Here is a 23,735-nt window from a genome sequence, read left to right on the forward strand (position 1 = left end):
CCGTGACCGCCACCGCACTAGCGACAGGATGCCACGTGAATCAGCCCCACCACCCCACCCCGCCCACCGACGCCGCCAAGGCGCTGGCGACGCTGAAATCCCTGCCGTCGTTCGAGGAAACCCAAACTCAGGTGCAGGCGGCGATGAACGAAATCACCTCGGCGACAAGTAAACTGATACCCTCGATCACCTGGGAAACCCCGCACGAGGGCTCGGGCCTGGGTTGCGAACGACCCTACGATCAGACCGACGGACGTGGCTACTTCCTCCCCGACGAGGTGGCCGCCAACGTCGAAGTCTCCGAGCAGCAGTGGGCGAGCATCCAGGAGGCAGCCAAACAGGCGGCCGCCAAACTCGACGCCACCGACATGCAGGTCATGCACGACAACCCCGGGAACCACGACGTGGGCTTCTACGGCCCGACCGGCATCTTCGTCAAGGTCGGCTACCGGGGCAACCTCGTCGTCTCGGGCTACACCGGCTGCCGGTTGCCGCGCGACAAAAAGTGACTTCGACGCTCACTCGAGCTGATGTCGCCCCTCCGCAAGTCCCCGGCTCGCCCCGGCGGCCGCCAGAGCAGCCTCGTCCGGACTCGGCGAAGGTAGCCGCTCACTTGGCACATCGCCGTTTTCGATCGCCTGGCTGCGGCTCAGGGCGACCGTGGCCGCCGCCATCGCCACCACCGCGATGAGAAGGATCAACGCCGTCGGCCCGCCCACGGCCAGATGCTCACCCAGGACGACAACCCCGAGCAGGACGGCGACCACCGGCTCGCCCACCAGCATGATCGGCACCGACGCCTGCAGAGCACCGGCGTGAAACGCCGAGTTCTGCACTACGGTCACGGTGACCGCCAGCCCCACCAGCACGTACGGAGCCGGGACGGTCATCAGCTCATGCCACCCGCCGACCGAGTAGCGGTGGGTGCAGACCTTCGTGACGACCGCGATCATGCCGAGCAGGACCGCGACCGCGACGCCCAGCAGCGAGGCCCGCACCCGGCCGGTGGCGCGGCGGGCGGCGATGACGCACGCGATCACCGACGGCACGGTGATCGCCAGCGCCAGCGTCCACGCCGGAATCGGGGGACGGCCGTGGCCCTCGCGGGGCTGGCCCACCAGCAGGAAAACCGCCAGTGCGGCCGTCAGCAACATCGCCCAGCCCCACTGGGCCCGGCTGATGCGCTGGTGGCACAGTGCCGCGCCCAACGGCAACGCGAACAGCAACGACGACACAAAAAGCGGTTGGACGAGCAGCAGGGATCCATGCGCCAGCGCCGCGGCCTGAAACGCGTAGCCGGCCCCCGCGGCAAACGTCCCGGCCCACCACGACGGTTGGCGAACCAGGTTGGTCGCCATGGTCGCGGACATGGCTTCATCACCCGGAACGCGCTGAGTGGCTCGTTGCCGGACCACGATTCCCACCGCAGCCCAGAAAGCGGAAAGCAAAGCCGAGACGATCGCGACCGCGTGCATCGTCACCCACCCCATGCCCCGTCGGATACCCCCGAGCGCGGCCCGGTTAACTCGCGGCGCCCGGATTAGTGACTGGTACGCGTAACCTGGCTGGCCGGCTGGAAGTTCGTCCCGACTATCGAAGAGGAACATGTTGCGTACCAAAGCAATCACCGTAGTGGCCGTTGCGGCGGCGATCGCGTCGGCCGCACTGACACTTCTGCCCTGGATCGACGTGAGCCAGCTGGGATTACCCATTCGGTGGAATGGCCTCGGCATGTACATCGGTGAGCACGGCGAATACTACGGCTCCTTGCTCACCGACATGGTGGACAGCACGCCGGGGTGGATCGTGGTGATCACCTCGCTGGCGGCCGGCGGCGCGCTGCTCGCCGCGACGCGGGCGCGCTGGCTCGGGATCGTCGCATGCGGCTGCGCGGTCATCGCGTTCGTGACCGTTGTTTTGTGTTTGGTCTATCCGTCGGTACTGGTCGGCGACGCCAAGAATGAAATGGGAATATCTCTGGTCGCCGACCGGCAAGTGCTGAACTCCGGTGCGTTGATCGCCGAAGCCGCGGCCACCGGTGTGCTGGTGGCCTGCACCGCACTGATCGTTGTCAGAACGAGAAGCGTTGCAAGGCAGGCCGATTGAGGGCACGCCGGCGAGCGCGCCCTAGAACCAGGGGCCGGGGTAGTGGCCGTCCTGATCTTGCACCATGACGATCTCCTTGCACTCGCCGTTGGACGCCGGCGCGGTCTCACCGCGGCACACCAGCGTCCACCCGGAGATCCGCTCGAAAGGCCGTAGTGTCCAGTTCGATGCCACGGGATCGGTTGCGGGCAGGGCGATCACGGAGTACGTCCCGCCGGTGCCGGTGATGTACAGGTGGTCTTCGAAGAACGCCAGCTTGGAGACCGACAGCTTCTTGGCGTCGTCTCGGCTCTTCTGGAAGTCCCACTGCTGGCTGCGCAGGTTCCATACGCCGAAGCCGAGCTGAGAGGTGTCCGAGCCGTGGCCGTCGACGAACAGTTTGCCGTCGGACAGCGCCGCGGCCAGCCCGCCGCCGGGGAGCCGGTCGGAATCGCCGATCTTGATGACGGACTTGGCGTTGAGGTCGTAGAACATCGTCGACAGCACGGGCGGGTTGTAGGAATCCCAGTGCGTGATCTTCACCAGTTTGGTTGTGCCGTCGGTTAATTCGGCATCGACGGATTGCGCGTCGTTGTCCTGATAGATCGCTTCCCCGCTGGGCCGGCGCAGCTCCGCGCCGGAAGACTTGCCGGGCTCGGTGTTGCGCGCGAACGCGAGCACGTCCTGCCAGACCCGCCCGGGCTGCGGGTCGTTCCACATCATCGACAGGTCGCCGCCGGACAGGACCACGGTCCGTGGCGGCGATGCGGCGCCGTGGCCGTCGGTGAAGGCGTTCAGCCACGCCACACCCGAGGCGGTCGAGGCCAACCCCCATTCCTTCGGCGCGGTCATTTTCAGCTCCGGGGCCGGCGGCTGCAGCTCCTTGTCGGCCAACTGACGGCCGGACTTGGTGTCGAACACGTAGGCGGTGGTTTTGGCGACTTCCGGGGCGGAAGCCTGCGCCGGCTTGACCGTGGTGACGACGTACACCACCTTCATGTCGTCGGCCGTGCCGGTCGGCGCGCAGATGGCGCCGGTGAGGTTCTCGCCGGCCGGAAGCGAGGGGATGCCCGGCGCGACGTATTGCCCGGATTTCGGGTCGAAGATTTTCGGCCGGATGTCCTCGAGCGCCGATCTGCCGGCCGAGAACTTCTCGGGGCAACCGAAGTAGGCCGTGCCGCCGTAGCTTTTCCAATCCTTTTCCAGCGGCCCGGTTATCGGGGCGGGCGGGGCGGGCGCGCGGGTGCTGGTTTTCGCGGCGGATGTCGACGTGGTGGCGCTGAGCGGGGGAGGGGCCGCGGTTTCCGAGCAGGACGCGATGGGCAGGCAGGCAACCGACGCGAGCGCGAGCGGGGCGAAGCACCGTCTGGACATGGTTCGCCCGTTGATCCCACGCATCAATAAACCCCCGTTGTGTTCGTGCAACCAACGAGCGTAAGGCCGGTGCGCCGGCACCGCGACTCGTGCGCGGGCGCGGGTGTGACGCTGACCCCGTGATACACCGGAAGCCATGACTGCTCTGGCCGACGAGACGCGCTGGATGGACGCCACCGATCAGGCCGCGCTGGTGGCCCGAGGCGAGGTCACGCCGAGTGAACTGCTGGAGGCGGCGATCGAGCGGATCGAGCGTCTCAACCCCACGCTGAACGCCGTGGTCATCGAGTGGTTCGGGCACGCGCGCTCCGTGGCGGCCGACCCGGGCCTGCCCAACGGCCCGTTCCGCGGGGTTCCCTTCTTGCTCAAGGACCTCTACACCAGCTTCGCGGGCCAGACGCTGTCCAACGGGAATGTGGCGCTGAAAGAGGCCGCGAAGGTCGACGCCCGCGACACCACGCTCGTGGCCCGGTTCAAGGCGGCCGGGTTGGTGATCGCCGGCCGGACCAACAGCCCCGAGCTGGGCAGCCTGCCGACCACTCAGCCGCTCGCGTGGGGGGCGACCCGCAACCCCTGGGCGCTGGACCGCACGCCGGGCGGATCCAGTGGCGGCGCGGCCGCCGCCGTGGCCGCCGGGATGGTGCCGTTCGCCAACGCCTCGGACGGCGGCGGCAGCATCCGCATCCCGGCGTCCTGCTGCGGGCTGGTGGGACTCAAGCCGAGCCAGGGCCGGATCACCGTCGGGCCGGTGCGCGCCGAGGTGGGCCTGGGCGTCGAGCTGTGCGTCAGCCGCACGGTGCGCGACACGGCGGGCCTGCTCGACGCCGTGCGCGGGCCCGGAGTCGGGGACACCGTGATCGCGCCGCCGCCCGAGCGCGCCTACCGCGACGAGGTCGGCGCCCAACCCGGCCGGCTACGCATCGGGCTGCTCGACGTCCACCCGCGCAACGACGTCCTGCACCCCGACTGCGTCACGGCCGTGCGTGCCGCCGGATCGATGCTCGAGGGCCTCGGGCACATCGTCGAGCCGGCGTGGCCGGCCTGCCTGGCCGACACCACCTTGACCGAGAAGTTCATGGCGCTGTGGGCCACGCAGATGGCGATGGGGGTGCGCGCCTTCGGCCAGACCCTCGGGCGTGAGCTGACCTCCGACGAGGTCGAGCCGGTGAACTGGGTGCTCGCCCAGCGGGCCCGCGAAGTGAGCGCGCTCGACTACGCGGTGGCGCAGGAGGCGGTCTATGCGTTTCGGCGGGCGCTGCAGCAGTGGTGGGCCGACGGCTGGGACCTGCTCCTCACGCCGACGGTGACCGAACCACCGCCACCGCTAACCGAATTCGAGAACGATCCCGAGCACCCTACGGCGCCGATGCGGCGGGCCGGTCGGTTCGCCGCGTTCACGCCCCCCTTCAACATGAGCGGACAGCCGGCGATCAGCCTTCCCCTGCATCGCAACGCTGAGGGTCTTCCCGTCGGGGTGCAACTCGCCGCCGCCTACGGGCGCGAAGACGTCCTCATTCGTGTTGCGTCCCAATTGGAATCGGCCCATCCCTGGTCATTCGATCGTCCGGCGACCCACTGAATACTTGCCGCGCCGCTCAATCCTGCGCGCGCAGCCGCACCATCCGCGTCGTCGACGTCTCATCCAGCTCGACGACGTCCGAGCGCGAACGCAGGAAGTCGCTGAACGAGCGGAATCCCAGCGATCTTTCGCTGAACGACGGGTCCATCCGCTTCATCTGTGCCTTCACGGCGGAGTTGTGCAGCCAGTCGACATCGTCTTTCTCCAAGCCGATTCGCAGCGCCCGCGTCAGCAGCGCCGTGGCGGCGGCCTGCGGGTCGGGCTGCTCGTCGGGCTCGTCCCGCTTTGCCGACTTGGCGCGGGCAGTCCGTTTTTTCGGCTTGTCCGCCTCCGAGTCCGCCGGCGCCGGTTCGGGCACCGGAACCCCCGGCAGCGCGTCGTAGATGACGAACTCGTCGCACGCGGCCGCGAGCGCCCGGCTCGACGCGCCGGCCACACCGATGCCCACGACGTACCGGCCGAGCCTCTTGCAGCGCTGGGCCAACGGAATGTAGTCGGAGTCGCCGGCCACGATCACCACGTGGGTCAGGTCGGGCAGCCGGAACATGTCCTCGACCGCGTCGACGGCCAACCGGATGTCGGCGCCGTTCTTGCCGTAGGCCGCCGCCGGGAACAACTGCACCAGGTCGACGGCGCGGGCCACCAGCTGTCCGCGATACCCGGCGTTGATGTCCGCCGACCAGTCCGCGTAGGCGCGGGTGAGCACCAGGGTCCCGAACGACGACGCGAAGTCGAGGATCGCGGCGACGTCGACCGTCGCGCGGTCCAGCCGCTCCCCGTGCTGCTCGAGCCCCTTGGCCTTATCCCGCTGAAACGAGTTCCGCCCGTGGATCTGGTCGTACCGGGAGATCACGATGTTGTCGAAGTCGAGGTAGACGGCCACTCGGGTCGCAACCGGTTCGGTCATGCACTAGATCATTGCTGAGCAGGACCAAAGCGGGTACACAGGCCACATGAATGAGCTGAAGGTTCTCGAACTACACGGCGACCGCATCGCCTACCGCGATGAGGGTGACGGCGAGGCGCTGCTGCTCATCCACGGCATGGCGGGCAGTTCGGAGACGTGGCGGTCGGTGATCCCGCCGCTGTCGAAGAAGTTCCGGGTGATCGCCCCGGATCTGCTCGGCCACGGCGAGTCGGCGAAACCCCGCACGGACTACTCGCTGGGCGCATTCGCGGTATGGCTGCGTGATTTCCTCGACGAGCTCGGCGTCAGCCACGCGACCGTCGTCGGTCACTCGCTCGGTGGCGGCGTCGCGATGCAGTTCGTCTACCAGCACCCGGACTACGCCCAACGGTTGATCCTGATCAGCAGCGGCGGCCTGGGTCCCGACGTGGGATGGGTGTTGCGGCTGCTCTCGGCGCCCGGGGCGGAATTCGTGCTGCCGATCGTCGCCCCACCGCCCGTGCTGTCCGTCGGCAACAAGCTGCGGTCCTGGATGAAAAGCGCCGGCATCCGGTCGCCGCGCGGCGCGGAGCTGTGGAGCGCCTATTCGTCGTTGTCGGACGGCCAAACGCGGCAGTCGTTCCTGCGGACGCTGCGATCGGTCGTGGACTACCGCGGGCAGGCGGTCAGCGCGCTCAACCGGCTGCGGTTGCGCGAAGATCTACCGGTCATGGCTATCTGGGGGGAGCGCGACGGCATCATTCCCGTCGCCCACGCCTACGCCGCGCACGAGGCGCGCACCGATGCCAGGCTCGAGGTGCTGCCCGACGTCGGTCACTTCGCACAGGTGGAGGCGCCCGAGCAGGTGGTGGAGCTGATCGAGGACTTCATCGCCACCGGTGAGCGCCGCGATGCGCAGAGCCCACAGCCGTCAGAGCCCAACTGACGCCGAACGAGCGGTCACCGACATCATCGAGTGCGGCGCGCATCGCTTCCTACGGGAGACCCTCGTTAATCGTTGAGGATCTCGGCGATTCCCTCTCGGTAGGTCGTGATTGTGAAGTCGGGGAATCGGCGGGCGAATTTGGCGGAGTCGAAGATGTTGTCGTCGCGGTAGCGGGGCAGCAGCTCGGAGGCTTCCTTGACTGCGGGGTTGAACCATCCGCCGACCTTGAATGCGAGTTCTGGGACCGTCGTGTAGCGGATGTCGCGCGCGGTGACGTTCGAGGCGATGTCGATCATTTGCGCGTAGGTGAGTCGTTTGGGATCGGTTGGTAGGTGCCAGGTTTGGCCGTAGGCGTCGGGGGTGTTGCCGATCAGTGCCATCCCGCGGCTGGCGTCGGGGGGCCAGATCAGGGTTCTTTTCGTGTGCGCGGTGATCGGGATCATCGGTCGCTTGCCCTGTTTGATGCGGTCGAAGACGGCGGAGTTGGACAGGCTCTTGGTCTTGCCGGGCCCGTAAAATTCGGGTGCTCGGCAGATGACGGCTTCGACTGACCCAGAGTCCATTTCTTTGAGCAGCATGTTCGCAATTTGGGCTCGCACCGCCGCCTTGCGGCCAACTGGCTGGAATGGGGTGTCTTCGTCCTGGGGCGTCGAGGTCCGCGGGTACATGTAGGTGTTGTCGAAGAAGACCAGTTTGGTGCCGTGTTTCTGGCAGGCGGCAATGGTGTTGGCCATCATGACCGGGAAGTGTTGCTCCCACAGCGTTGAGTCCATGGGCAGTCCCACTGCCAGGTAGGCGATGTCGCTGCCGGCGACGGCGTCGGCGGTGGCGTCGGCGTCCATGAGGTTGGCCGGCAACAGCTGATCGGTGTCATGGATCTTGGCGGGTTTGCGGCTGACCAGTCGGATGTTTTCGGTGATGTTGTCGTGGAGGTAGCGGGTGAGCTGCTCGGCGATCTGGCCGTTGGCTCCCAGGACGGTCTGCATTGCGTTTCCTAGTGGTTCGGGCTCACGCCGGGAACGAGACGGGTACGGGAATGTGCAGGGCGTTCTGACATTCCGTGAAGACGTCCAAGCGCAGCGCCTTGATCGGCTTGAGCGAGCGGACGTCGTCGGTCAGCCGTCCGCAGCCCAGCTCCAGGTCTTTCGGCAGCAGCTTCCCGCCGACGGCCAGGGTGTTGGTCTGGCTCAGTGTGGCGTGCCAGCCCCCATTGAGTTGGGTGTACGAGATCAGTGTCGAGACCTGGGTGCCGCTGGGGACCCGCTTTTGCGCCGGGGTGGCGACGTCGATCGCGATGTCGGTGCCGCCGTCGTCGTTGGCCACCCGCGCCGTGGTCCGTCGCTCGTCGATGTCGACATCGATCTCGGTGACCCACTTCGGAAAGCCATAGCCGTCGTGACCGCGGACCTGCGCGATCTCGGTGTTTACCGGCAGCGACAGGACGTAGGCGTGCATCGAGTCGTTGGCCAGCGAGGAGAGGAGGTCGGCGGCCGGGAGCTTGCCGTGGTGCGCGGGTCGGACGGCGATGCCGACGGTGGCCTCGGTGTAGAAATCGATGTCGCACACGTCGTATCGGAAGAACACCACCGAGAACAGCCCAATCCCGGGAGCGATCTGCAGAGGATCCAACTCGCTGGGCAGTCGGGACCGCAGCGCCGTCGTCGGAGCGAGGTAGGTGATCTGCGCCTTCGACAAACATCGCATAGTAGAAGTTCGGCGTCCGAGTCGGACCAATCACCGACTGAACCTGGGTCTTGGGCAGCGCCCGGAAGAAGTCAACGCTGCGCACGCGCGGGTCCGCGGCGACAGCATCCAGGTTGGTGTCCATCCGGTAGCGGTCATACAGCCCGCCCTTCGGGGCGGCGATCTTGCGGCCACCTAGTTCGATCTCGACCACGTCCGCGACCATGCCCTCGCTCGGGACCATCTTTGACGTCACCGCCTCGCTTGATGTGTGCATTGCTTACATTGCACGATAGAATCCAATGTGAGCGGGGTCAACATCGGCGCGACGACGGGCAGCGCGCTTCCGGGAGGGGGCGAGCGCCCCCACCGGCGTGTCCGCCGATTGACCAGGAATCTGCGTTTGATGATTGAGCCCAGAGCCACCAGGAGGACCACGCGGCCATGACTGCCACGACGAAGAGCAGTTATCACCACGGCGACTTGCGTGCCGCGCTGCTGACGACGGCCATGGGCATGCTGGAACGGGGCGAGTCGTTCTCCATTCGCGCCGTGGCGCGCGAGGCCGGTGTTTCGCCCACCGCTCCCTACCGGCACTTTCCCGACCGTGAGTCCTTGGAATCTGCACTAGCGGCTCAAGGGCTACGCGATTTGAAGGCCGCTTTGACTCGGGATCGCGAATTGCCCTGCAATGTCGAAGATTTGGCCGAACTCGGTGTCGCCTACGTCGAGTTCGCGCTGCGCCGACCCGCGCTGTTCCGGCTGATGTTCGGCAACGAGTGCGACGACGAGAACGACGAACGCGTGCGAGCGGCCGCCGAGGTGCACGAACTTCTGGCAACTGCGATCACGCGCGTCTTCCCCGACTCCGACCCCATCGACCTCGCCCTGGGGGGCTGGGGACTGGTCCACGGCCTGGCCTGCCTATACCTGGACCGCAAGCTCACCGCTTCGTCGATCCAAGAGGTCGCCGCACAGGTTCGCGCGTCCTTCATCGCCGTGCTCGCCGCCCAAACCCGTTGAGTTCAGCCGAGCCGGACTTGCAGTTGACCTCTCGCGCGGGCCGCGCTAGCGTCAATGTAAGCAATGCACACATTCGGGCATGACGGCTTACGCGGGCCGGCCGGTTGACCGATTCATCAAACACACGAAAGCAGGCCGTCGATGACAAAACGCATCCTCAACGTGGTCACCAACGTCGCCCACTACGACGACCCCGAGCACCCGACCGGCCTATGGCTATCCGAGCTCACCCACGCGTGGCACATCTTCGACGCGCACGGCTTCGAGCAGACCCTCGTCAGCCCCGCCGGCGGCAAGGTGCCGCTGGAGCCCAGAGCGCTGAAGTTCCCCAATTACGACAAGACCGCCAAGGCCTGGCGCGCCGACCCGGCCAAGATGGCCCTTCTGAACAACACCCGCAGTCCTGACGAAATCGACTCAGCCGACTACGACGCGATCTACTTCACCGGCGGCCACGCCGTCATGTACGACTTCCCCGACAGCGATGGGCTGCAACGCATCACCCGTGAGATCTACGAACGCGGCGACATCGTCTCCTCGGTGTGCCACGGCTACTGCGGACTTCTCAACACCAAGCTTTCCGACGGCTCTTACCTCATCGCCGGCAAGAAGATGACGGGCTTCGCTTGGCGAGAAGAGGTGTTCGCCCGGGTCGACAAGCTCGTGCCCTACAACGCTGAGCAACGTGCCAAAGATCGTGGCGCGCTCTACGAAAAGGCCAAACTTCCCTTCATTTCCTACGCCGTGGTAGACGGTAACCTCGTCACCGGACAGAATCCAGGCTCGGCCAAGGAGACAGCCAAGAAGGTCGCTTCGCTTCTCCACTAGGTTCCGGTCAGTAGGCGACCTGCCAGTGCTTGATGCCGTTGATGAAGGATGACCGCAGCCGCTGCGGGTCACCGGCCGAGCGCAGATCGGGCATGTGGTCGGCGATCGCGTTGAACATCAAATCGATCGTCATGCGGGCCAGATTCGCGCCGATGCAGTAATGCGCTCCGGTGCCGCCGAATCCGACATGCGGATTGGGGCTGCGCAGGATGTCGAACGTGAACGGGGCGTCGAAGACCTCTTCGTCGAAGTTCGCCGAGCGGTAGAACAGCACCACCCGCTGGCCCTTCTTGACGCGCACGCCGTCGAGTTCGGTGTCCGCCAGCGCGGTGCGCTGAAACGCCGTGATCGGGGTGGCCCACCGGATGATCTCGTCGGCAGCGGTTTTCGGTCGCTGGGCCTTGAACAACTCCCACTGGTCCGGGTGGTCGGTGAAGGCCATCATCCCCTGTGTGATCGAGTTGCGGGTCGTCTCGTTGCCGGCAACGGCGAGCGTGACGACGAACATGCCGAATTCGGCGTCGGAGAGCGCTGCTCCTCGGAATCGGCCTCGATCAGCGTGGTGACAATGTCGTCACCCGGATTATCGGCCCTATGCGCCGCCAATTGCATGGCGTACCACATCAATTCGCCCGCCGAGGTCAGCGCGTCCTGGTCGGCGAACTCCGGGTCGTCGCTGCCGATCATGTTGTTGGTCCAGTCGAACAGCTTGTCGTAGTCGTCCGTCGGCACCCCGAGCAGGCCCGAAATGGCTTGCAGCGGAAGCTCACACGCCACCTGACGGACGAAGTCGCCCGAGCCCTGCGCGGCGGCTTCGGCGGTGATGCGTCGCGCGCGTTCGGTGAGTTCGGCGCGTAACCGCTCGACCGCGCGCGGCGTGAAGCCACGCGAGACGATCTTGCGCAGCCGGCTGTGCTCGGGGTCGTCCATCATGATCATCGACGCCTGCCCCGCCTCGATCTGCCCCTGCGCCAGGTCTTGCCGATAGCGCGGCACGATCGACTTGGTTGCCGACGAGAAAACGTCGCTGCGCAGCGACACCTCGCGGATGTCGCGGTGCTTGGTCACCACCCAATAGCCGCCGTCGCCGAAGCCCCCTTGATCGAGGGGCTGCTCGTTCCACCAGATGGGCTCTGTGGCACGCAGTTCGGCGAATTCCCGCACGGGCAGCCGGTGCGCGTAGATTTCGGGGTCGGTGAAATCGAAGCCCGGCGGGAGGTCCGGTGTCGCCATGGGTTTGCTCCTCACGCGATCGCTAAAAGACGTCAACAGTCGACAACATGGAGATAACTCGGGGACGACTTGAGTTCCTGTGGGGCAAGGATTTCCACGATGACCGGGTAATTGCCATGGCTGCCGGCGGCCAACTCGTTCTCGGCGGTTCCATGAATGACGTGCAAACCAGGACCGTCGACATGTGTCCGCACAGGGCTGGTGTAGGTCGTGACAACCAATGCCCGGCTCTCGAACTCGCCGGCGGAACCCTTGGTCGTGATCGATGCGGTGTAGCGCGCGCGGACCACACAACCGCTGTACTGGTTGCCATCCCACGACACCGTCACGTTTGTCACCCGGAACTCTCCAATCCGGATGACCATCTGCGGAATCGCGATGGGGGCGATACCGAACGCCGCGAGCACGCCCTGCCGACGCCAACTGTTGATCAACGGCAATTCGGCGCCAAGCGCTTTCACGCCGCCCCCCACGATTGCAGCCAGGATGCAGACGACACCGAGAAGCACCAATGGCGACTTCAGATCCCACATGGCAGTCCTCACCGCTCGACCCGCAATACATGCTAAGCGGGCCACGGCTGTTCTTCGCGGCTTCGGGGAAAGGCGCAGCGGTGCACGTCAGCGCGTGGTCGGGTCAGCTCGCAGTTGCCGCGGTTACTTTCGCGCTTTCGCGCCCACCGAGATTGGTGGCCGCGGTGATGACGGCGCGTTCGATCTGGCGCAGGGCGTGCACCGCGGTGAGGAAGCGCCGGGTGTCGGGGCTGGTGCCGCCGCGACCGTCGCCGTCCTGTTGTCGGGCCACCGCTTCGGCGGCGTCGAGCTCGTCTGTCGCCGAGACCAGGGTCGGGGCGTGGCCGCCCTCGATGGCTTCCTGCAGGGCGTCGATGTTTCGTCGTGTCTGGGCCGCGGCCACCGAAAAGGCCTGCGCCAGTTCCGAAACCAGCGATGCTGACCGCACCGGATCCCGATACTGCTCGGCGCTGCGCGCCAGGCTCCGGCCGTAGCGGTCGCAGGCGGCGAAGATCCGCAGGGCGCGCCGGATGCTGCGCCGGCCGGCGAGTCCGGCGACGCCGGCCAGCAACGGCTTGGCGGTGACCCGGAACTGCTGCAAATCGCGGTCGAGCTGGCGCGCCTGTTCCGACGGGCTGGCGCTGTCCTGGACACCGAACATCGTCGCGGCCGAGACCTCGATCAGCACGGACAGGCTCGTCAAGAAGGCGCGAGCGTCGCCGCGGATCGCCGTTCTGGTGTTGGTCGGCAGGACCACGACGGCGACGGTCACTCCGATGACGGCACCGATCGCGGTCTCTTCGATCCGAAGCATCAGCACGCCGAACGAGAACTGGCCGAGCAGGCCGTACAGCAGCGCCAGCATCGTGGTGATCCAGAAGGTCATCAAGCTGTAGGTGACCGTCATGAAGTAGAAGGCGCAGAACAAGCACACGAAGATGCCCGCCAGCGCCGCGTTCTTGTGGCCGGTGAGCAGCGTCGCCACCAGCACGCCGCAGGGCACGCCGAGCAGCGTCCCGACCAGGCGTTGCCAGCCCTTGGTCAAGGTTTCGCCCCAGGAGTTGGTGCCGGCGAAGATGACGAACGCGGCGATCACCGCCCAGTACCAGCGCGCCGGCGAGACCAGCTCGCCGACGACGATGGCCAAGGACGCGGCGACGGAGACCTGGATGGCCTGCCGGGTGGTCGGGCGCAAGCCGGGGCCCGGCGCTTCCTCGTCGGAGACGGCGCCCTTGGGCACCGGGAGTCGCTGCCAGTCGGCATCGTCGAGGGGGCGCCCGGCGGCAACCCGGTCGACGATCGCCCGCACGTCCGAGGTCGCCGATGCGGCGTTGATGATCGCCAGGGCGAGGCGGCGCACGGCGGCGCCGCCCGCGTCGTCGGCTCCGGCCTCGCATTGCTCGTCGAGCTGGCGCTGCGCCTGGTCGGCGGCGCGGCGCAGACCGTCGGGCTCCGGCAGCCGGATGGCTCGCGACAGTTGGGTGAGCGCGCCGACGAGCGCGGCCCGGGCGGGCGAGGGCATGGCAGCGGGATCCTCGCAGGCGAGGATGGCCGCCCGGCGACCGGCGGTGGCGACCCATTCGATGGCCAGCTCCGCGTCCAGCAGCCACGGGACCAGTTCTTCGGCGGTGACGCCGGGCCACACGGTGCCGGGGTCGGCCTTGTCCTCGATCTGGCTTTGCACCATCAGGGCGGTCTCGTTGAGCCGGATGGTGCGGGCCCGCATGCGGCGGCGCCGTCGTTCATCGTGGCGTCCGGTCCGCACCGCTTCGGCGGTCGTGTCGAGGACGATCGCCATCCGCGCCCGCAGCGCCCGAATCGTGGCCCGCAGCACCCGCTCTGGCCGATCGGGCAGCACGTAGGCGCTCATCACGTACGTGCACACGGTGCCCACCGCGACCGCCCCGATCATCCAGGGCAGCTCTGCGAGGCGGGCGTGCAGGTACAGCGTGAAGAAGTAGGACATGAACGCGACCATGCCCAGCGCCCTGCCCCGCGCGCCGAAGCGCCGGATGTAGGCCGCGGTGAACACGACGATCACGAAGACGATGTCGCTGACCACCGTGTGCGGCGCCAGCACCGCCGCGGCGGTGATGGACACCGCGGCGGGCAGCGGCAGCAGCGCCATGGTGACCCGCTGGCGGCGCGGGTCGGGCTCGTTGACCGAGCGCGACGCGACCATGGTGATGACGACGCCCAACAGGGCGACGGTCAGCGGTTGTCCCGTCGCCCTGGTCAGGATGAACAGCGCCAGCAGTGAACATCCAAGCGCGGCCGTGGTCCGAGTCGCCATCCGCAGCCGAAGCAAGCCAGGATCCGAGCCGATCACCCAGTTGCGGGCGCGTTCGTAGAGAACAGTTATCGACGGACCACCTCTCTTGCGCTAACCCAACATGCTTACCCGAAAATCGGCACAAGCTAGTCTTCGACATCGTGACTCCGCCGACGCGCGCGAAGCTGGCTGACGGTCGTGACCTGCTGTTCTTCGCGCTGCCCGGGCATCGCCCGGCGCCGGTGGAAGATCGCCGGCCGCTGCCGGCGCGGGATCCCGCCGCGCAGTCGCAGTTGCGGTTCGACCGATCCACCGGGCAATGGGTGATCATCGCGGCGCTGCGCCAGGACCGCACCTACAAGCCACCACCGAAGGCATGCCCGCTGTGTCCGGGCCCGACCGGGCTGACCAGTGAGGTACCCGCCCCGGATTACGACGTAGTCGTGTTCGAGAACAGATTCCCGAGTCTGTCCGGCGCGCTGCCGGCACCACCCGCCTCGGCACCCGTTGCGGGCGACGACGGCTTCGTCACCGCGCCCGGGCATGGCCGCTGCGAAGTGATCTGTTTCTCCGCCGACCACAACGGGTCCGTCGCCCAGCTGGAGCCCGCGCATGCGCGGCTGGTGGTCGAGGCGTGGCGGCATCGCACCGCCGACCTGATGGCCATGCCGGGTGTCGAGCAGGTGTTCTGTTTCGAGAACCGGGGCGAGGAAATCGGGGTGACGCTGACCCATCCACACGGTCAGATCTACGGCTATCCGTACCTGACGCCGCGCACCTCCACGATGCTGGAGCAGGCGCGCCGGCATCGGAAACGGCACGGTACCAACCTCTTCGGTGATCTGCTGGCGAGTGAGGTCGCCGACGGCAGCCGCATCATCGCCCACGACGAACTGTTCACCGCGTTCGTGCCGTTCGCGGCGCGCTGGCCGGTCGAGGTGCACATCTACCCGAACAGGTTCGTGCGCAACCTGACCGAACTCAGCCAGGCCGAAGTGGACGCTTTCGTGGCCGTCTACCTCGACGTGCTCGGGCGCTTCGACCGGATGTATTCCGCACCGCTGCCCTACATTTCGGCGCTGCACCAATACGCCGACACCGCCGCGTTAGCCGAGGGCTACTTCCACGTCGAATTGATGTCCATCCGGCGCAGCGCCACCAAGCTCAAATACCTGGCGGCCTCCGAATCGGCGATGGACGCCTTCATCGGTGACGTCACGCCGGAGATCGTGGCCCAGCGTCTGCGGGACCTCGCGCAATGACCATGACGATCCGTTACGCCGCGCCGGGGCGGATCAATCTGATCGGCGAACACACCGACTACAACCTGGGTTTCGCGCTGCCCATCGCGCTACCGCAGCGGACCGTCGCGACGTTCACCCCCGCCGACGACGATGCGATCACCGTTGTCAGCGACCGCGCGGACGGACCGGTGCGCGTTCGGATCGGTACCGCTCCGGGCGAGGTGGCCGGCTGGGCCGCCTACGTAGCCGGCGTGGTTTGGGCGTTGCGCCAGGGTGGTCATCCGGTACCCGGCGGCACGATGTCGATCACCAGCGACGTGGAAATGGGATCGGGCCTGTCATCCTCGGCGGCGCTGGAGTGCGCGGCGCTGGGCGCGATCGCGTCGGCCGCCGGTCTCCGCATCGACGCGGCAGAGCAGGCCCGGCTGGCTCAGCGCGCGGAGAACGAATACGTAGGCGCGCCAACGGGTTTGCTCGATCAGCTGGCCGCGCTGTTCGGCCGGGACGCGACGGCAGTGCTGATCGACTTCGCCGACCTCACGGTCACGCCGGTCGTTTTCGACCCGGATTCGGCGGGTGTCGTGCTGCTGCTGATCGACTCCCGCGAGCGCCACACCCACGCCGGCGGCGACTACGCGGCACGGCGCGCGTCGTGCGAGCGGGCGGCCGCCGACCTGTCGGCATCGTCGCTGCGTGAGCTGCAGGACACCGCGGGCGGGCAAGGCCTCGCCGCCTTGGCCGGCGTGCGTGATCCCGTCGACGCCCGCCGCGCCCGCCACGTGCTCACCGAAAATCATCGGGTGATCGATTGCGTTGCGGCGCTGCGCGACTCGGACTATCCCGAAGCCGGACGAATCTTCACCGCCTCGCACGCCTCCATGCGCGACGACTTCGAGATCACCACCGAACGCATCGACCTGATCGCCGACACCGCCGTGCGCGCGGGCGCGCTGGGCGCGCGGATGACCGGCGGCGGCTTCGGCGGCTGTGTGATCGCCCTGGTGCCGCTGGACCGCGCGGACACGGTCGGCGAGGCGGTGCGGCGCGCCGCGGCCGGCGCCGGCTTCGAGCAACCCGTCGTCACCCGAACCCGCGCGGCCGCGGGCGCGGGACCTGCGTGAGCCGGTCTAGCCGGCGGTAATGGTGGTCTGGTCGTCGATGATGTTGGTCGCGTCCATCAACGGTCCTTGATCGGCCTCCAGACCATCGGCGTTGAGCTGCAACACGTAGACCGCGCCCTGGCTGGGAATTATCACCGTTTTCTGTGCGATCGCGCGGGTCTGACCGCCGCGCTGGTACGTGCCGCCGATCTGCCACGCCTGGTAGCCGCCGAGCGTGGACGCCGAGCCGTCGCCCTGGCCCTGGTACCCGGGCAGGTTCTGCACTTCGCCCGGCGCGTACTGGATGAGCTTGGCCGGGTCGACGTTGCCGCTGAGCCTGGAGAACAGCGCCGAGACGGTGGGCGGATCCGAGGGATTGGACGGCTGAAGTTGCACGATTCCTCCGTAGGAGGTGCCGGAGTTCTGGTTCAGCTGCCAGCCCGCGGGCACCGGCAAGTCGACGTTCGGGCCGGGATCGCCGTGGTGCACCGGTGTCTCGGCGATGTTGTTGTCCTTCACGTAGTCGGCGATCGTGTACTTGGCTTTGGCCGCCGGTGCCGCGCTCGTTGTCGACGACGTTGACGATTTCGTCGACGTCGTCGTCGAAGTGGTCGTCGACGTTTTGTCACCCGATTTGTTGTCGCTGCCGCAACCCACGAGCGCCAAACTCAGCGCCACAGAAATGGTTGCTAGCGTCAAATGTTTCATCGATCCAATCTCCCGAAAATTGGGCCGGTACCAGCGCCAGCCATGGTGGGATGACAGTAACCGAAATATCTCGCCGGTTTGCCAAAATCTTTTCCGGCGTTATGCCGCGGCGCCGCCGAACGCCGACTGCAATCAAATTCCTCGGCCAAAACGGCTCGCGGTGTTGCGGCCGAATCCGAGGACCGGATCCTCAGACCATGTCGTTGGCGGTCAGCCACCGCATCACCGGCCAGCCCACGAACACCGGTAGCCAGCAGGTCAGCACCCGGTACAGCAGGACCGACGGCACGCCGACGGCCGCCGGCACACCGAACGCGGCCAGGCCACCGATCAGCGCCGCTTCGACCGCTCCGACGCCGCCGGGCGTGGGCGCGGCAGACGCCAGCGTCCCGCCGACCATGGTGACGACGGTGACGGCAACGAAAGTCGTTCCGCCACCGAAGGCTTCGACGCTCGCCCATAGCGCCAGCGCAGCGCCCAGGGTGGTGCCCGCACAACCCAGCAGGATCAGGGCCAGCCGCCGCGGTTCGCGCGCGAGCTTGACCAGATCGGTCACCACCTCGTTCAGTTTGGGGCGCACCTCGGCCGCCAGCCACTTGCGTAGCGTGGGCACGAACAGGAACGCGCCGACGATGCCCAGCGCGACCCCCGCGATCAGGTACAACAGCGTCGCACTCGGAACGAAATGGCGCAGGTTCATCGAGGCGCCGGCCGCGGCGCTGAACAAGACCAGCAGCGCGAGGTGCGCGATCACCTGAACCGACTGCTGCAGGGCCACGGCGGCGGTGGCTCGCATCGCCGACAAGCCGCTCTTCTGCAAGAACCGCGTGCTCAGTGCCAGCCCGCCGACCCCCGCCGGCGTGGTGGTTGCGGCAAAAGTGTTGGCCACCTGTGCGATTGACAGTGTCCAGAAGTTCACCATGCCGTCGGCGCAGGCCCACAATGCGGCGGCCGCGCCTACGTAGGTCAGCGCCGACACCAGCAGGCCCAGCAGCGCCCACGACCAGTTCGCCGTCCGCAGTTGGGAGAAGAACGTCGGTGCCGTGCTGATGAAGGGGTAGGCGACATAGACCAGCGCGCCGAAGAGCACCAGCTGCACGATCTGGCTGCGGGTGAATCTGGTGATGGTCGCAGGCTTGATCTGGTCGGCGCCGGTTTGGCGCTTGACCTCGGCACGCGCGCCGGAGATGACGGCACCCGCGTCCGGCACCGACCGCCGAATGTATCGCGGCACAGCGACTTTCGTGAGCCGGCGGGATGCGCTGAGGATGGTGTCCTTGCCGAACACCTCGATCGCCGCGCTCACCGCGGATTTCGGCTCGTAGAGCGCCGAGGCGGTCACCAGCAGCTGCGCGATGTCGGATTGGAGCTGGGCGTCGGTGGCTCCGTACTCGGCGTTGCCGAACCCACCGAACATCACGGTGTCGTCCTCCACCGTGATGTGGTGGCTGCGCAGGTCACCGTGGGCGATCCGGTGGTCGTTGAGGGCTCGCAGCGATTCCCACAGCCGGGCAACGGGAGTCGTCTTCGCGCATTCGTCGATGGGCGTCCCGGCGGGGGGCCGGTGCGAGTACAGCATCCAGCCCCGGTCCAGCGGGGCGACGGCGATCGTCGCCGTATTGGCCAGGCCCGCCTCACCGATCGCGATCGCCATCAGTGCGCGGTGCTCCACGGCCCGGCGCATGGAGGTCACCAGGGGTGCGGTTTCGGCGTCGCGCAGCTTCAGCTTCTCCCAGAGCTGGCGCAGCGCTCCGCCGCTGCGTTGGTGCGGGCCGTACAACTCGATCAGCGCCGTCTCGCCGAGATGTTCGCCGTCGGCCGAAAGAATCAGCGGGCCGCGGCCGGCCGGCCGGACCACGGTCAGCCGGGACACGGCGAAGCCGCCCTTGGCCAGCGCCCGCACCGTGGCCTCCAGCGGCACCTCGAGCGCGGGAGTGCCGACCACGAGGACCACCAGCGCGCCGACGATCCACCCCACCGCCAGGCCCACCAACGAGCGCGCCGGGACGATGGCACTGATCACCAGGTGGATGGGTACGAAGGCCAGCAGCAGCGCCCACCACCAGTGCCGCCAGCGCGCCGGCAGCCACGGGCCCGAGACCGTCAGCACCGCCGCCAGCATCCCGATCCAGCGCGGGTCGTCGAGGAATTGCGCCGGGACCGTGCTGAGCCGATCGTGAACGTCGAAGTGCCATCGTGGTGACGCGATGCCGCTGGCGCTGATCGACAGCAAAAGGATCGCGCCGAAGCCCGCCGCGGCATACGCGCCCAGCAGTTTCCACTGCCCGGCGACGATCAGGCCGATGAGGATCACAAATGGCAAAGCCACGATCGCGAACCCGTACACCAGGTAGACCACGTCGGATTGCGTCGGTGACAAGACGCCGACGATCTGCGAAACGGACTTCTCCAGCGCGATCCATTGCGGGCGGGTGATCACCGAACCCGTGATCACCAGCGCCAGGAACAGCGAGGCCAGCATCAGCCGCAGGATGTCATTGGTCCGCCGGGTCAGCGGGTGCAGCAAGTTGCCGGAAACAACGATGTCGCGCCCGTCAACTCGCATGTAGCAACGATCCTTCGGGTTCGCGCGCTGGCGCCTTGCCTTCGGCCTGCCAAGTGGCCCGCCGACAAGTTAACTCAATACCGGGTTCGTTGACAGCTTCCACTCATCCGGCGCGCGTAGGGTCGGGTACGTAGGCTAGCGAATCAAGGGGGCAGCGGCGTGGCCAGGACGGATGATGACACGGCGCGGCCGGCCCGGGACGGTCGCATCGGCGCCGGAGCTGATGGGCGGATACGGGCGCAACGGGCCGGAAAGGGCGAGTGACGCCAGAAATGAGCCGAGCCAGAACCGACAACGACAGCTGGGAGATCACCGAAAGCGTGGGGGCTACCGCGCTGGGTGTGGCCTCGGCCCGCGCGGCGGAGACCCGCAACGAAAACCCATTGATCACAGACCCATTCGCTCAGGTGTTCCTCGACGCCGCCGGCGACGGCGTGTGGAACTGGCACTCCGCGGGTCAGCTGCCGGACGAGGTCATCGAAGCCGAACCGACGTTGCCGTTGCAGATGCAGTCGATGGTCGGCTACATGGCTTCGCGCACTGCGTTTTTCGACAAGTTCTTTCTCGATGCCACCGGCGCGGGCATCCGCCAGGCGGTGATCCTGGCGGCCGGCCTGGACGCGCGGTCATGGCGGCTGGATTGGCCGGCGGGGACGACGGTCTACGAGCTCGACCAGACTCGGGTGCTGGACTTCAAGGCGGCCACGCTGGCCGAGCATGGGGCACAGCCCGCCTGCAACCGCATCGCGGTGCCGGTGGACCTGCGCCACGATTGGCCGGCCGCGTTGCGGCAGGCGGGGTTTGACGCTGAAGCGCCCAGCGTCTGGTCGGCCGAGGGGCTGATGCCCTATCTGCCCGCCGCCGCCCAGGAGCTGCTGTTCGACCGCATTCAGGGGCTGACCGTTCCGGGCAGCCGGGTCGCGGTGGAGGCGCTGGGCCCGAAATTCCTCGACCCGCAGGCCCGCGCCAAGCGCCGCGAACGGATGGACCGGATCCGCGGGCTGATGGCCGGCGTCGATCCGGACCGAGAGCTGCCGCGGACCGACGAGCTCTGGTATTTCGAGGAGCGCGAGGACGTCGGCGAGTGGTTCGGCCGCCACGGCTGGGACGTGACGGTGACACCGGCCGACGACTTGATGGCCGGCTACGGGCGCGCGGCGCCCGAGGAAGTCCGGGACTACGTGCCCAGCAATCTGTTTGTGGCGGCGCAGCGGACGCAACGGTAGCCGCCCGGAAAGATTTGCGACACGCCGGTGGTCTGACCACCTGACTGGCTTTCGGCCAGCCACACTGGCCGCATGGCGCTGCAGCCGGTGATTCGCCGATCTGTGCCCGAAGCGGTTTTCGACCAGATCGCGACCGATGTGCTCAGCGGCGAGATGCGTCCGGGTGCGGCGCTGCCCAGCGAGCGCCGGCTGGCGGAGGTCCTCGGGGTATCGCGGCCCGCTGTCCGCGAGGCGCTCAAGCGGCTCTCGGCGGCCAGCCTGGTCGAGGTGCGCCAGGGCGGCGTCACCACCGTGCGCGATTTTCGGCGGCACGCCGGCCTGGACCTGCTGCCCCAGTTGTTGTTTCGCGATGACGAACTCGACACGGGCGTTTTCCGCAGCATCCTCGAGGCCCGCTTGCGCATCGGGCCGAAGGTCGCAGAACTGGCGGCCGAACAACACGGACCCGAATTGGCCGCACTGCTGCAAGATTCGCTGCGCAGCCTCGAGGCCTCGGCCGGCACGCTCGAGTGGCACCGCGACACCCTCGCATTCTGGGATCACATGATCGACAGCTCCGGCTCGATCGTGTTCCGGTTGATGTACAACCCTTTTCGCGCCGCGTACGAGCGGGCCCTGACCGCCCTGGCCGCCGCGATCGACGCCGAGGCGAACCGAACGGACCAGTACCGGAAGCTGGCCGAGGCCGTCTGCGCCGGCGACGCGGACGAGGCGGGAACCCTCGCCCAGCACGTCCTCGAACTGGCCAACTCCACGATGATCGCCGCGCTCGAGCTGCGGGAGAGGCGGCGATGAGCACCCACACCGTGATCGCGACGTATCTGCGCGGCCAGATCCAGCCGGGGGTCGACGCGGTCGGCGGGTTCTTCCGGACCTGCGTGCTGACCGGCAAGGCGCTGTTCCGCCGGCCGTTCCAGTGGCGGGAGACGATCGAGCAGGGCTGGTTCATCACCAGTGTCTCGCTGCTGCCCACCCTCGCGGTCGCGATTCCGCTGACCGTGCTGATCATCTTCACCCTCAACATCCTGCTGGCGGAGTTCGGTGCCGCCGACATCTCCGGCGCCGGTGCGGCTTTGGGCGCGGTGACGCAGCTGGGGCCGCTGACCACCGTGCTGGTGATCGCCGGCGCCGGGTCCACGGCGATCTGCGCCGACCTGGGCGCGCGCACCATCCGCGAGGAGATCGATGCGCTGGAGGTGCTCGGCATCGACCCGATCCACCGGCTGGTGGTGCCGCGCGTCGTCGCCGCGACCATCGTCGCCACCTTGCTCAACGGGGCGGTGATCACCATCGGCCTGGTCGGTGGATTCGTGTTCGGTGTTTTCATCCAACACATTTCGGCGGGCGCCTACGTCGGCACCCTCACCTTGATCACCGGCCTGCCCGAGGTGGTCATCTCGGTGGTGAAGTCGGCCATCTTCGGAACGATCGCCGGCCTGGTCGGCTGCTATCGCGGGCTGACCACCAAGGGCGGCCCCAAGGGCGTCGGCACCGCCGTCAACGAGACGCTGGTGTTGTGTGTGATCGCGCTGTTCGCCGTCAACGTGGTGCTCACCACGATCGGCGTGCGGTTCGGGACGGGTCGCTGACGTGGCCGCGATATCGGCTCCCGGCGCGCTGCGCGCCCGCTACCCGCGAACGGCCGCCAACCTCAACCGCTACGGCGGCGGCACGGCCCGAAGGCTATGGCAGATCGGGATTTTCGCGCGGTTCGCCCGAACCAGCGTCGGGCAGATCGGGTGGGCGGTGCGCCATTACCGACGCGAGACCTTGCGGCTCATCGCCGAGATCGGCATGGGCACCGGCGCGATGGCCGTGGTCGGCGGGACGGTCGCGATCATCGGGTTCGTCACGCTGTCCGGCGGATCGCTGATCGCGATCCAGGGCTTCGCGTCGCTGGGCAACATCGGCGTCGAGGCGTTCACCGGGTTCTTCGCCGCGCTGGCCAACACCCGCATCGCCGCCCCGATCGTCGCCGGGGTCACGCTGGCCGCCACGGTCGGCGCCGGCGCGACCGCCCAGCTGGGTGCCATGCGGATCAGCGAGGAGATCGACGCGCTGGAAGTCATGGGCATCAAATCGATTTCGTTTCTGGTCTCCACCCGAATTCTGGGCGGGCTGGCGGTGATCGTGCCGCTGTACGCGCTCGCCCTCGACATGGCTTTCACGTCGGGCCAGGTCGTCACGACGGTGTTCTACGGCCAGTCGAACGGCACCTACGAGCACTACTTCCGCACCTTTCTGCGCCCCGAGGACGTCGGCTGGTCGGTGCTGGAGGTCGTCATCATCGCGGTGGTGGTGATGATCACCCATTGCTACTACGGCTATACCGCCAGCGGTGGTCCGGTCGGGGTCGGCCAGGCGGTCGGCCGGTCGATGCGATTCTCGCTGGTTTCGGTGGTGGTGGTGGTCCTGCTCGCCCAGTTGGCGCTCTACGGCGTCGACCCGAACTTCAATCTGACGGTGTAAC

General features: G+C 67.5%; 20 protein-coding genes and 2 pseudogenes. 12 read left to right on the forward strand and 10 right to left on the reverse strand.

What is annotated here, in order from left to right; all coding sequences use genetic code 11:
• The first annotated feature begins 35 nt into the window (after positions 1 to 35).
• Positions 36 to 509, forward strand: a complete 474-nt coding sequence (locus tag AC5Y30_RS10825; protein ID WP_499918126.1) for an LppA family lipoprotein — start codon at positions 36 to 38, stop codon at positions 507 to 509.
• Positions 510 to 518: 9 nt separating this feature from the next.
• Here the strand turns inward: AC5Y30_RS10825 and AC5Y30_RS10830 are convergent, their stop codons facing one another.
• The gene (locus AC5Y30_RS10830; protein WP_499918127.1) at positions 519 to 1,490 is read right to left on the reverse strand and encodes a DMT family transporter; all 972 of its coding nucleotides are present in this window, start codon (positions 1,488 to 1,490) and stop codon (positions 519 to 521) included.
• 115 nt (positions 1,491 to 1,605) lie between these two features.
• Between AC5Y30_RS10830 and AC5Y30_RS10835 the strand changes: the two genes are divergently transcribed.
• On the forward strand, positions 1,606 to 2,106 hold the full coding sequence (locus tag AC5Y30_RS10835) for a hypothetical protein (RefSeq protein ID WP_499918128.1): 501 nt from the start codon (positions 1,606 to 1,608) through the stop codon (positions 2,104 to 2,106).
• A 21-nt stretch (positions 2,107 to 2,127) separates the two neighbouring features.
• On the opposite strand, the gene AC5Y30_RS10840 is transcribed toward AC5Y30_RS10835, so the two are convergent.
• The gene (locus AC5Y30_RS10840; protein ID WP_499918129.1) at positions 2,128 to 3,459 is read right to left on the reverse strand and encodes a hypothetical protein; all 1,332 of its coding nucleotides are present in this window, start codon (positions 3,457 to 3,459) and stop codon (positions 2,128 to 2,130) included.
• 136 nt (positions 3,460 to 3,595) lie between these two features.
• On the opposite strand from AC5Y30_RS10840, the gene AC5Y30_RS10845 reads away from it, so the two are divergent.
• Entirely contained in the window at positions 3,596 to 5,038 is a 1,443-nt protein-coding gene (locus tag AC5Y30_RS10845; RefSeq protein WP_499918130.1) for an amidase, read from the forward strand.
• A gap of 16 nt (positions 5,039 to 5,054) precedes the next feature.
• Here AC5Y30_RS10845 and AC5Y30_RS10850 read toward each other — a convergent pair whose 3' ends face one another.
• Positions 5,055 to 5,945 (reverse strand): NYN domain-containing protein, encoded by an 891-nt coding sequence (locus AC5Y30_RS10850; RefSeq protein ID WP_499918131.1) that lies wholly within the window; start codon positions 5,943 to 5,945, stop codon positions 5,055 to 5,057.
• A 46-nt stretch (positions 5,946 to 5,991) separates the two neighbouring features.
• On the opposite strand from AC5Y30_RS10850, the gene AC5Y30_RS10855 reads away from it, so the two are divergent.
• Positions 5,992 to 6,870, forward strand: coding sequence for an alpha/beta fold hydrolase (locus AC5Y30_RS10855; RefSeq protein ID WP_499918132.1), 879 nt, complete (start codon positions 5,992 to 5,994; stop codon positions 6,868 to 6,870).
• 65 nt (positions 6,871 to 6,935) lie between these two features.
• Here the strand turns inward: AC5Y30_RS10855 and AC5Y30_RS10860 are convergent, their stop codons facing one another.
• Positions 6,936 to 7,856, reverse strand: coding sequence for an NAD-dependent epimerase/dehydratase family protein (locus AC5Y30_RS10860; protein WP_499918133.1), 921 nt, complete (start codon positions 7,854 to 7,856; stop codon positions 6,936 to 6,938).
• Positions 7,857 to 7,878: 22 nt separating this feature from the next.
• Positions 7,879 to 8,797, reverse strand: a pseudogene (locus AC5Y30_RS10865) (acetoacetate decarboxylase family protein).
• Between the two features lie 200 nt (positions 8,798 to 8,997).
• Here AC5Y30_RS10865 and AC5Y30_RS10870 point away from each other — a divergent pair.
• Together AC5Y30_RS10870 and AC5Y30_RS10875 are read left to right on the forward strand one after the other, a co-directional pair.
• Positions 8,998 to 9,576 (forward strand): TetR/AcrR family transcriptional regulator, encoded by a 579-nt coding sequence (locus AC5Y30_RS10870; protein ID WP_499918134.1) that lies wholly within the window; start codon positions 8,998 to 9,000, stop codon positions 9,574 to 9,576.
• A 141-nt stretch (positions 9,577 to 9,717) separates the two neighbouring features.
• The gene (locus AC5Y30_RS10875; RefSeq protein ID WP_499918135.1) at positions 9,718 to 10,404 is read left to right on the forward strand and encodes a type 1 glutamine amidotransferase domain-containing protein; all 687 of its coding nucleotides are present in this window, start codon (positions 9,718 to 9,720) and stop codon (positions 10,402 to 10,404) included.
• 7 nt (positions 10,405 to 10,411) lie between these two features.
• Here AC5Y30_RS10875 and AC5Y30_RS10880 read toward each other — a convergent pair.
• The 3 genes and pseudogenes from AC5Y30_RS10880 to AC5Y30_RS10890 all read right to left on the reverse strand — a co-directional run bounded on the left by AC5Y30_RS10880 (position 10,412) and on the right by AC5Y30_RS10890 (position 14,478).
• Positions 10,412 to 11,637 (reverse strand): annotated as a pseudogene (locus AC5Y30_RS10880) (cytochrome P450).
• A gap of 32 nt (positions 11,638 to 11,669) precedes the next feature.
• Positions 11,670 to 12,170: a hypothetical protein gene (locus AC5Y30_RS10885; protein WP_499918136.1), complete on the reverse strand. Its 501-nt coding sequence runs from the start codon at positions 12,168 to 12,170 to the stop codon at positions 11,670 to 11,672.
• A 103-nt stretch (positions 12,171 to 12,273) separates the two neighbouring features.
• Positions 12,274 to 14,478 (reverse strand): FUSC family protein, encoded by a 2,205-nt coding sequence (locus tag AC5Y30_RS10890; protein ID WP_499918137.1) that lies wholly within the window; start codon positions 14,476 to 14,478, stop codon positions 12,274 to 12,276.
• 104 nt (positions 14,479 to 14,582) lie between these two features.
• Here AC5Y30_RS10890 and galT point away from each other — a divergent pair, with 104 nt between their 5' ends.
• Both galT and AC5Y30_RS10900 read left to right on the forward strand, forming a co-directional pair.
• Entirely contained in the window at positions 14,583 to 15,683 is a 1,101-nt protein-coding gene (gene galT / locus AC5Y30_RS10895) for a galactose-1-phosphate uridylyltransferase (RefSeq protein WP_499918138.1), read from the forward strand.
• Between the two features lie 2 nt (positions 15,684 to 15,685).
• On the forward strand, positions 15,686 to 16,786 hold the full coding sequence (locus AC5Y30_RS10900) for a galactokinase (RefSeq protein WP_499918262.1): 1,101 nt from the start codon (positions 15,686 to 15,688) through the stop codon (positions 16,784 to 16,786).
• Positions 16,787 to 16,792: 6 nt separating this feature from the next.
• Here the strand turns inward: AC5Y30_RS10900 and lpqN are convergent, their stop codons facing one another.
• The gene (gene lpqN / locus AC5Y30_RS10905) at positions 16,793 to 17,473 is read right to left on the reverse strand and encodes an envelope biogenesis lipoprotein LpqN (protein ID WP_499918139.1); all 681 of its coding nucleotides are present in this window, start codon (positions 17,471 to 17,473) and stop codon (positions 16,793 to 16,795) included.
• A 190-nt stretch (positions 17,474 to 17,663) separates the two neighbouring features.
• Complete coding sequence (locus tag AC5Y30_RS10910; protein WP_499918140.1) at positions 17,664 to 20,039, reverse strand: lysylphosphatidylglycerol synthase transmembrane domain-containing protein; 2,376 nt, start codon at positions 20,037 to 20,039, stop codon at positions 17,664 to 17,666.
• Between the two features lie 272 nt (positions 20,040 to 20,311).
• On the opposite strand from AC5Y30_RS10910, the gene AC5Y30_RS10915 reads away from it, so the two are divergent.
• The 4 genes from AC5Y30_RS10915 to AC5Y30_RS10930 all read left to right on the forward strand — a co-directional run bounded on the left by AC5Y30_RS10915 (position 20,312) and on the right by AC5Y30_RS10930 (position 23,734).
• On the forward strand, positions 20,312 to 21,265 hold the full coding sequence (locus AC5Y30_RS10915) for a class I SAM-dependent methyltransferase (RefSeq protein ID WP_499918141.1): 954 nt from the start codon (positions 20,312 to 20,314) through the stop codon (positions 21,263 to 21,265).
• A 72-nt stretch (positions 21,266 to 21,337) separates the two neighbouring features.
• Positions 21,338 to 22,060: a FadR/GntR family transcriptional regulator gene (locus AC5Y30_RS10920; RefSeq protein WP_499918142.1), complete on the forward strand. Its 723-nt coding sequence runs from the start codon at positions 21,338 to 21,340 to the stop codon at positions 22,058 to 22,060.
• Positions 22,057 to 22,854, forward strand: a complete 798-nt coding sequence (locus AC5Y30_RS10925) for an MlaE family ABC transporter permease (RefSeq protein ID WP_499918143.1) — start codon at positions 22,057 to 22,059, stop codon at positions 22,852 to 22,854. The genes AC5Y30_RS10920 and AC5Y30_RS10925 overlap by 4 nt, the downstream gene beginning before the upstream one ends.
• A 1-nt stretch (position 22,855) precedes the next feature.
• Positions 22,856 to 23,734 carry an ABC transporter permease gene (locus AC5Y30_RS10930; RefSeq protein ID WP_499918144.1) on the forward strand — a complete coding sequence of 293 codons (879 nt, stop codon included), beginning with the start codon at positions 22,856 to 22,858 and terminating at the stop codon, positions 23,732 to 23,734.
• Position 23,735: the final 1 nt, after the last annotated feature.

The sequence above is a fragment of the Mycobacterium sp. NGS27 genome (genome assembly GCF_059813005.1).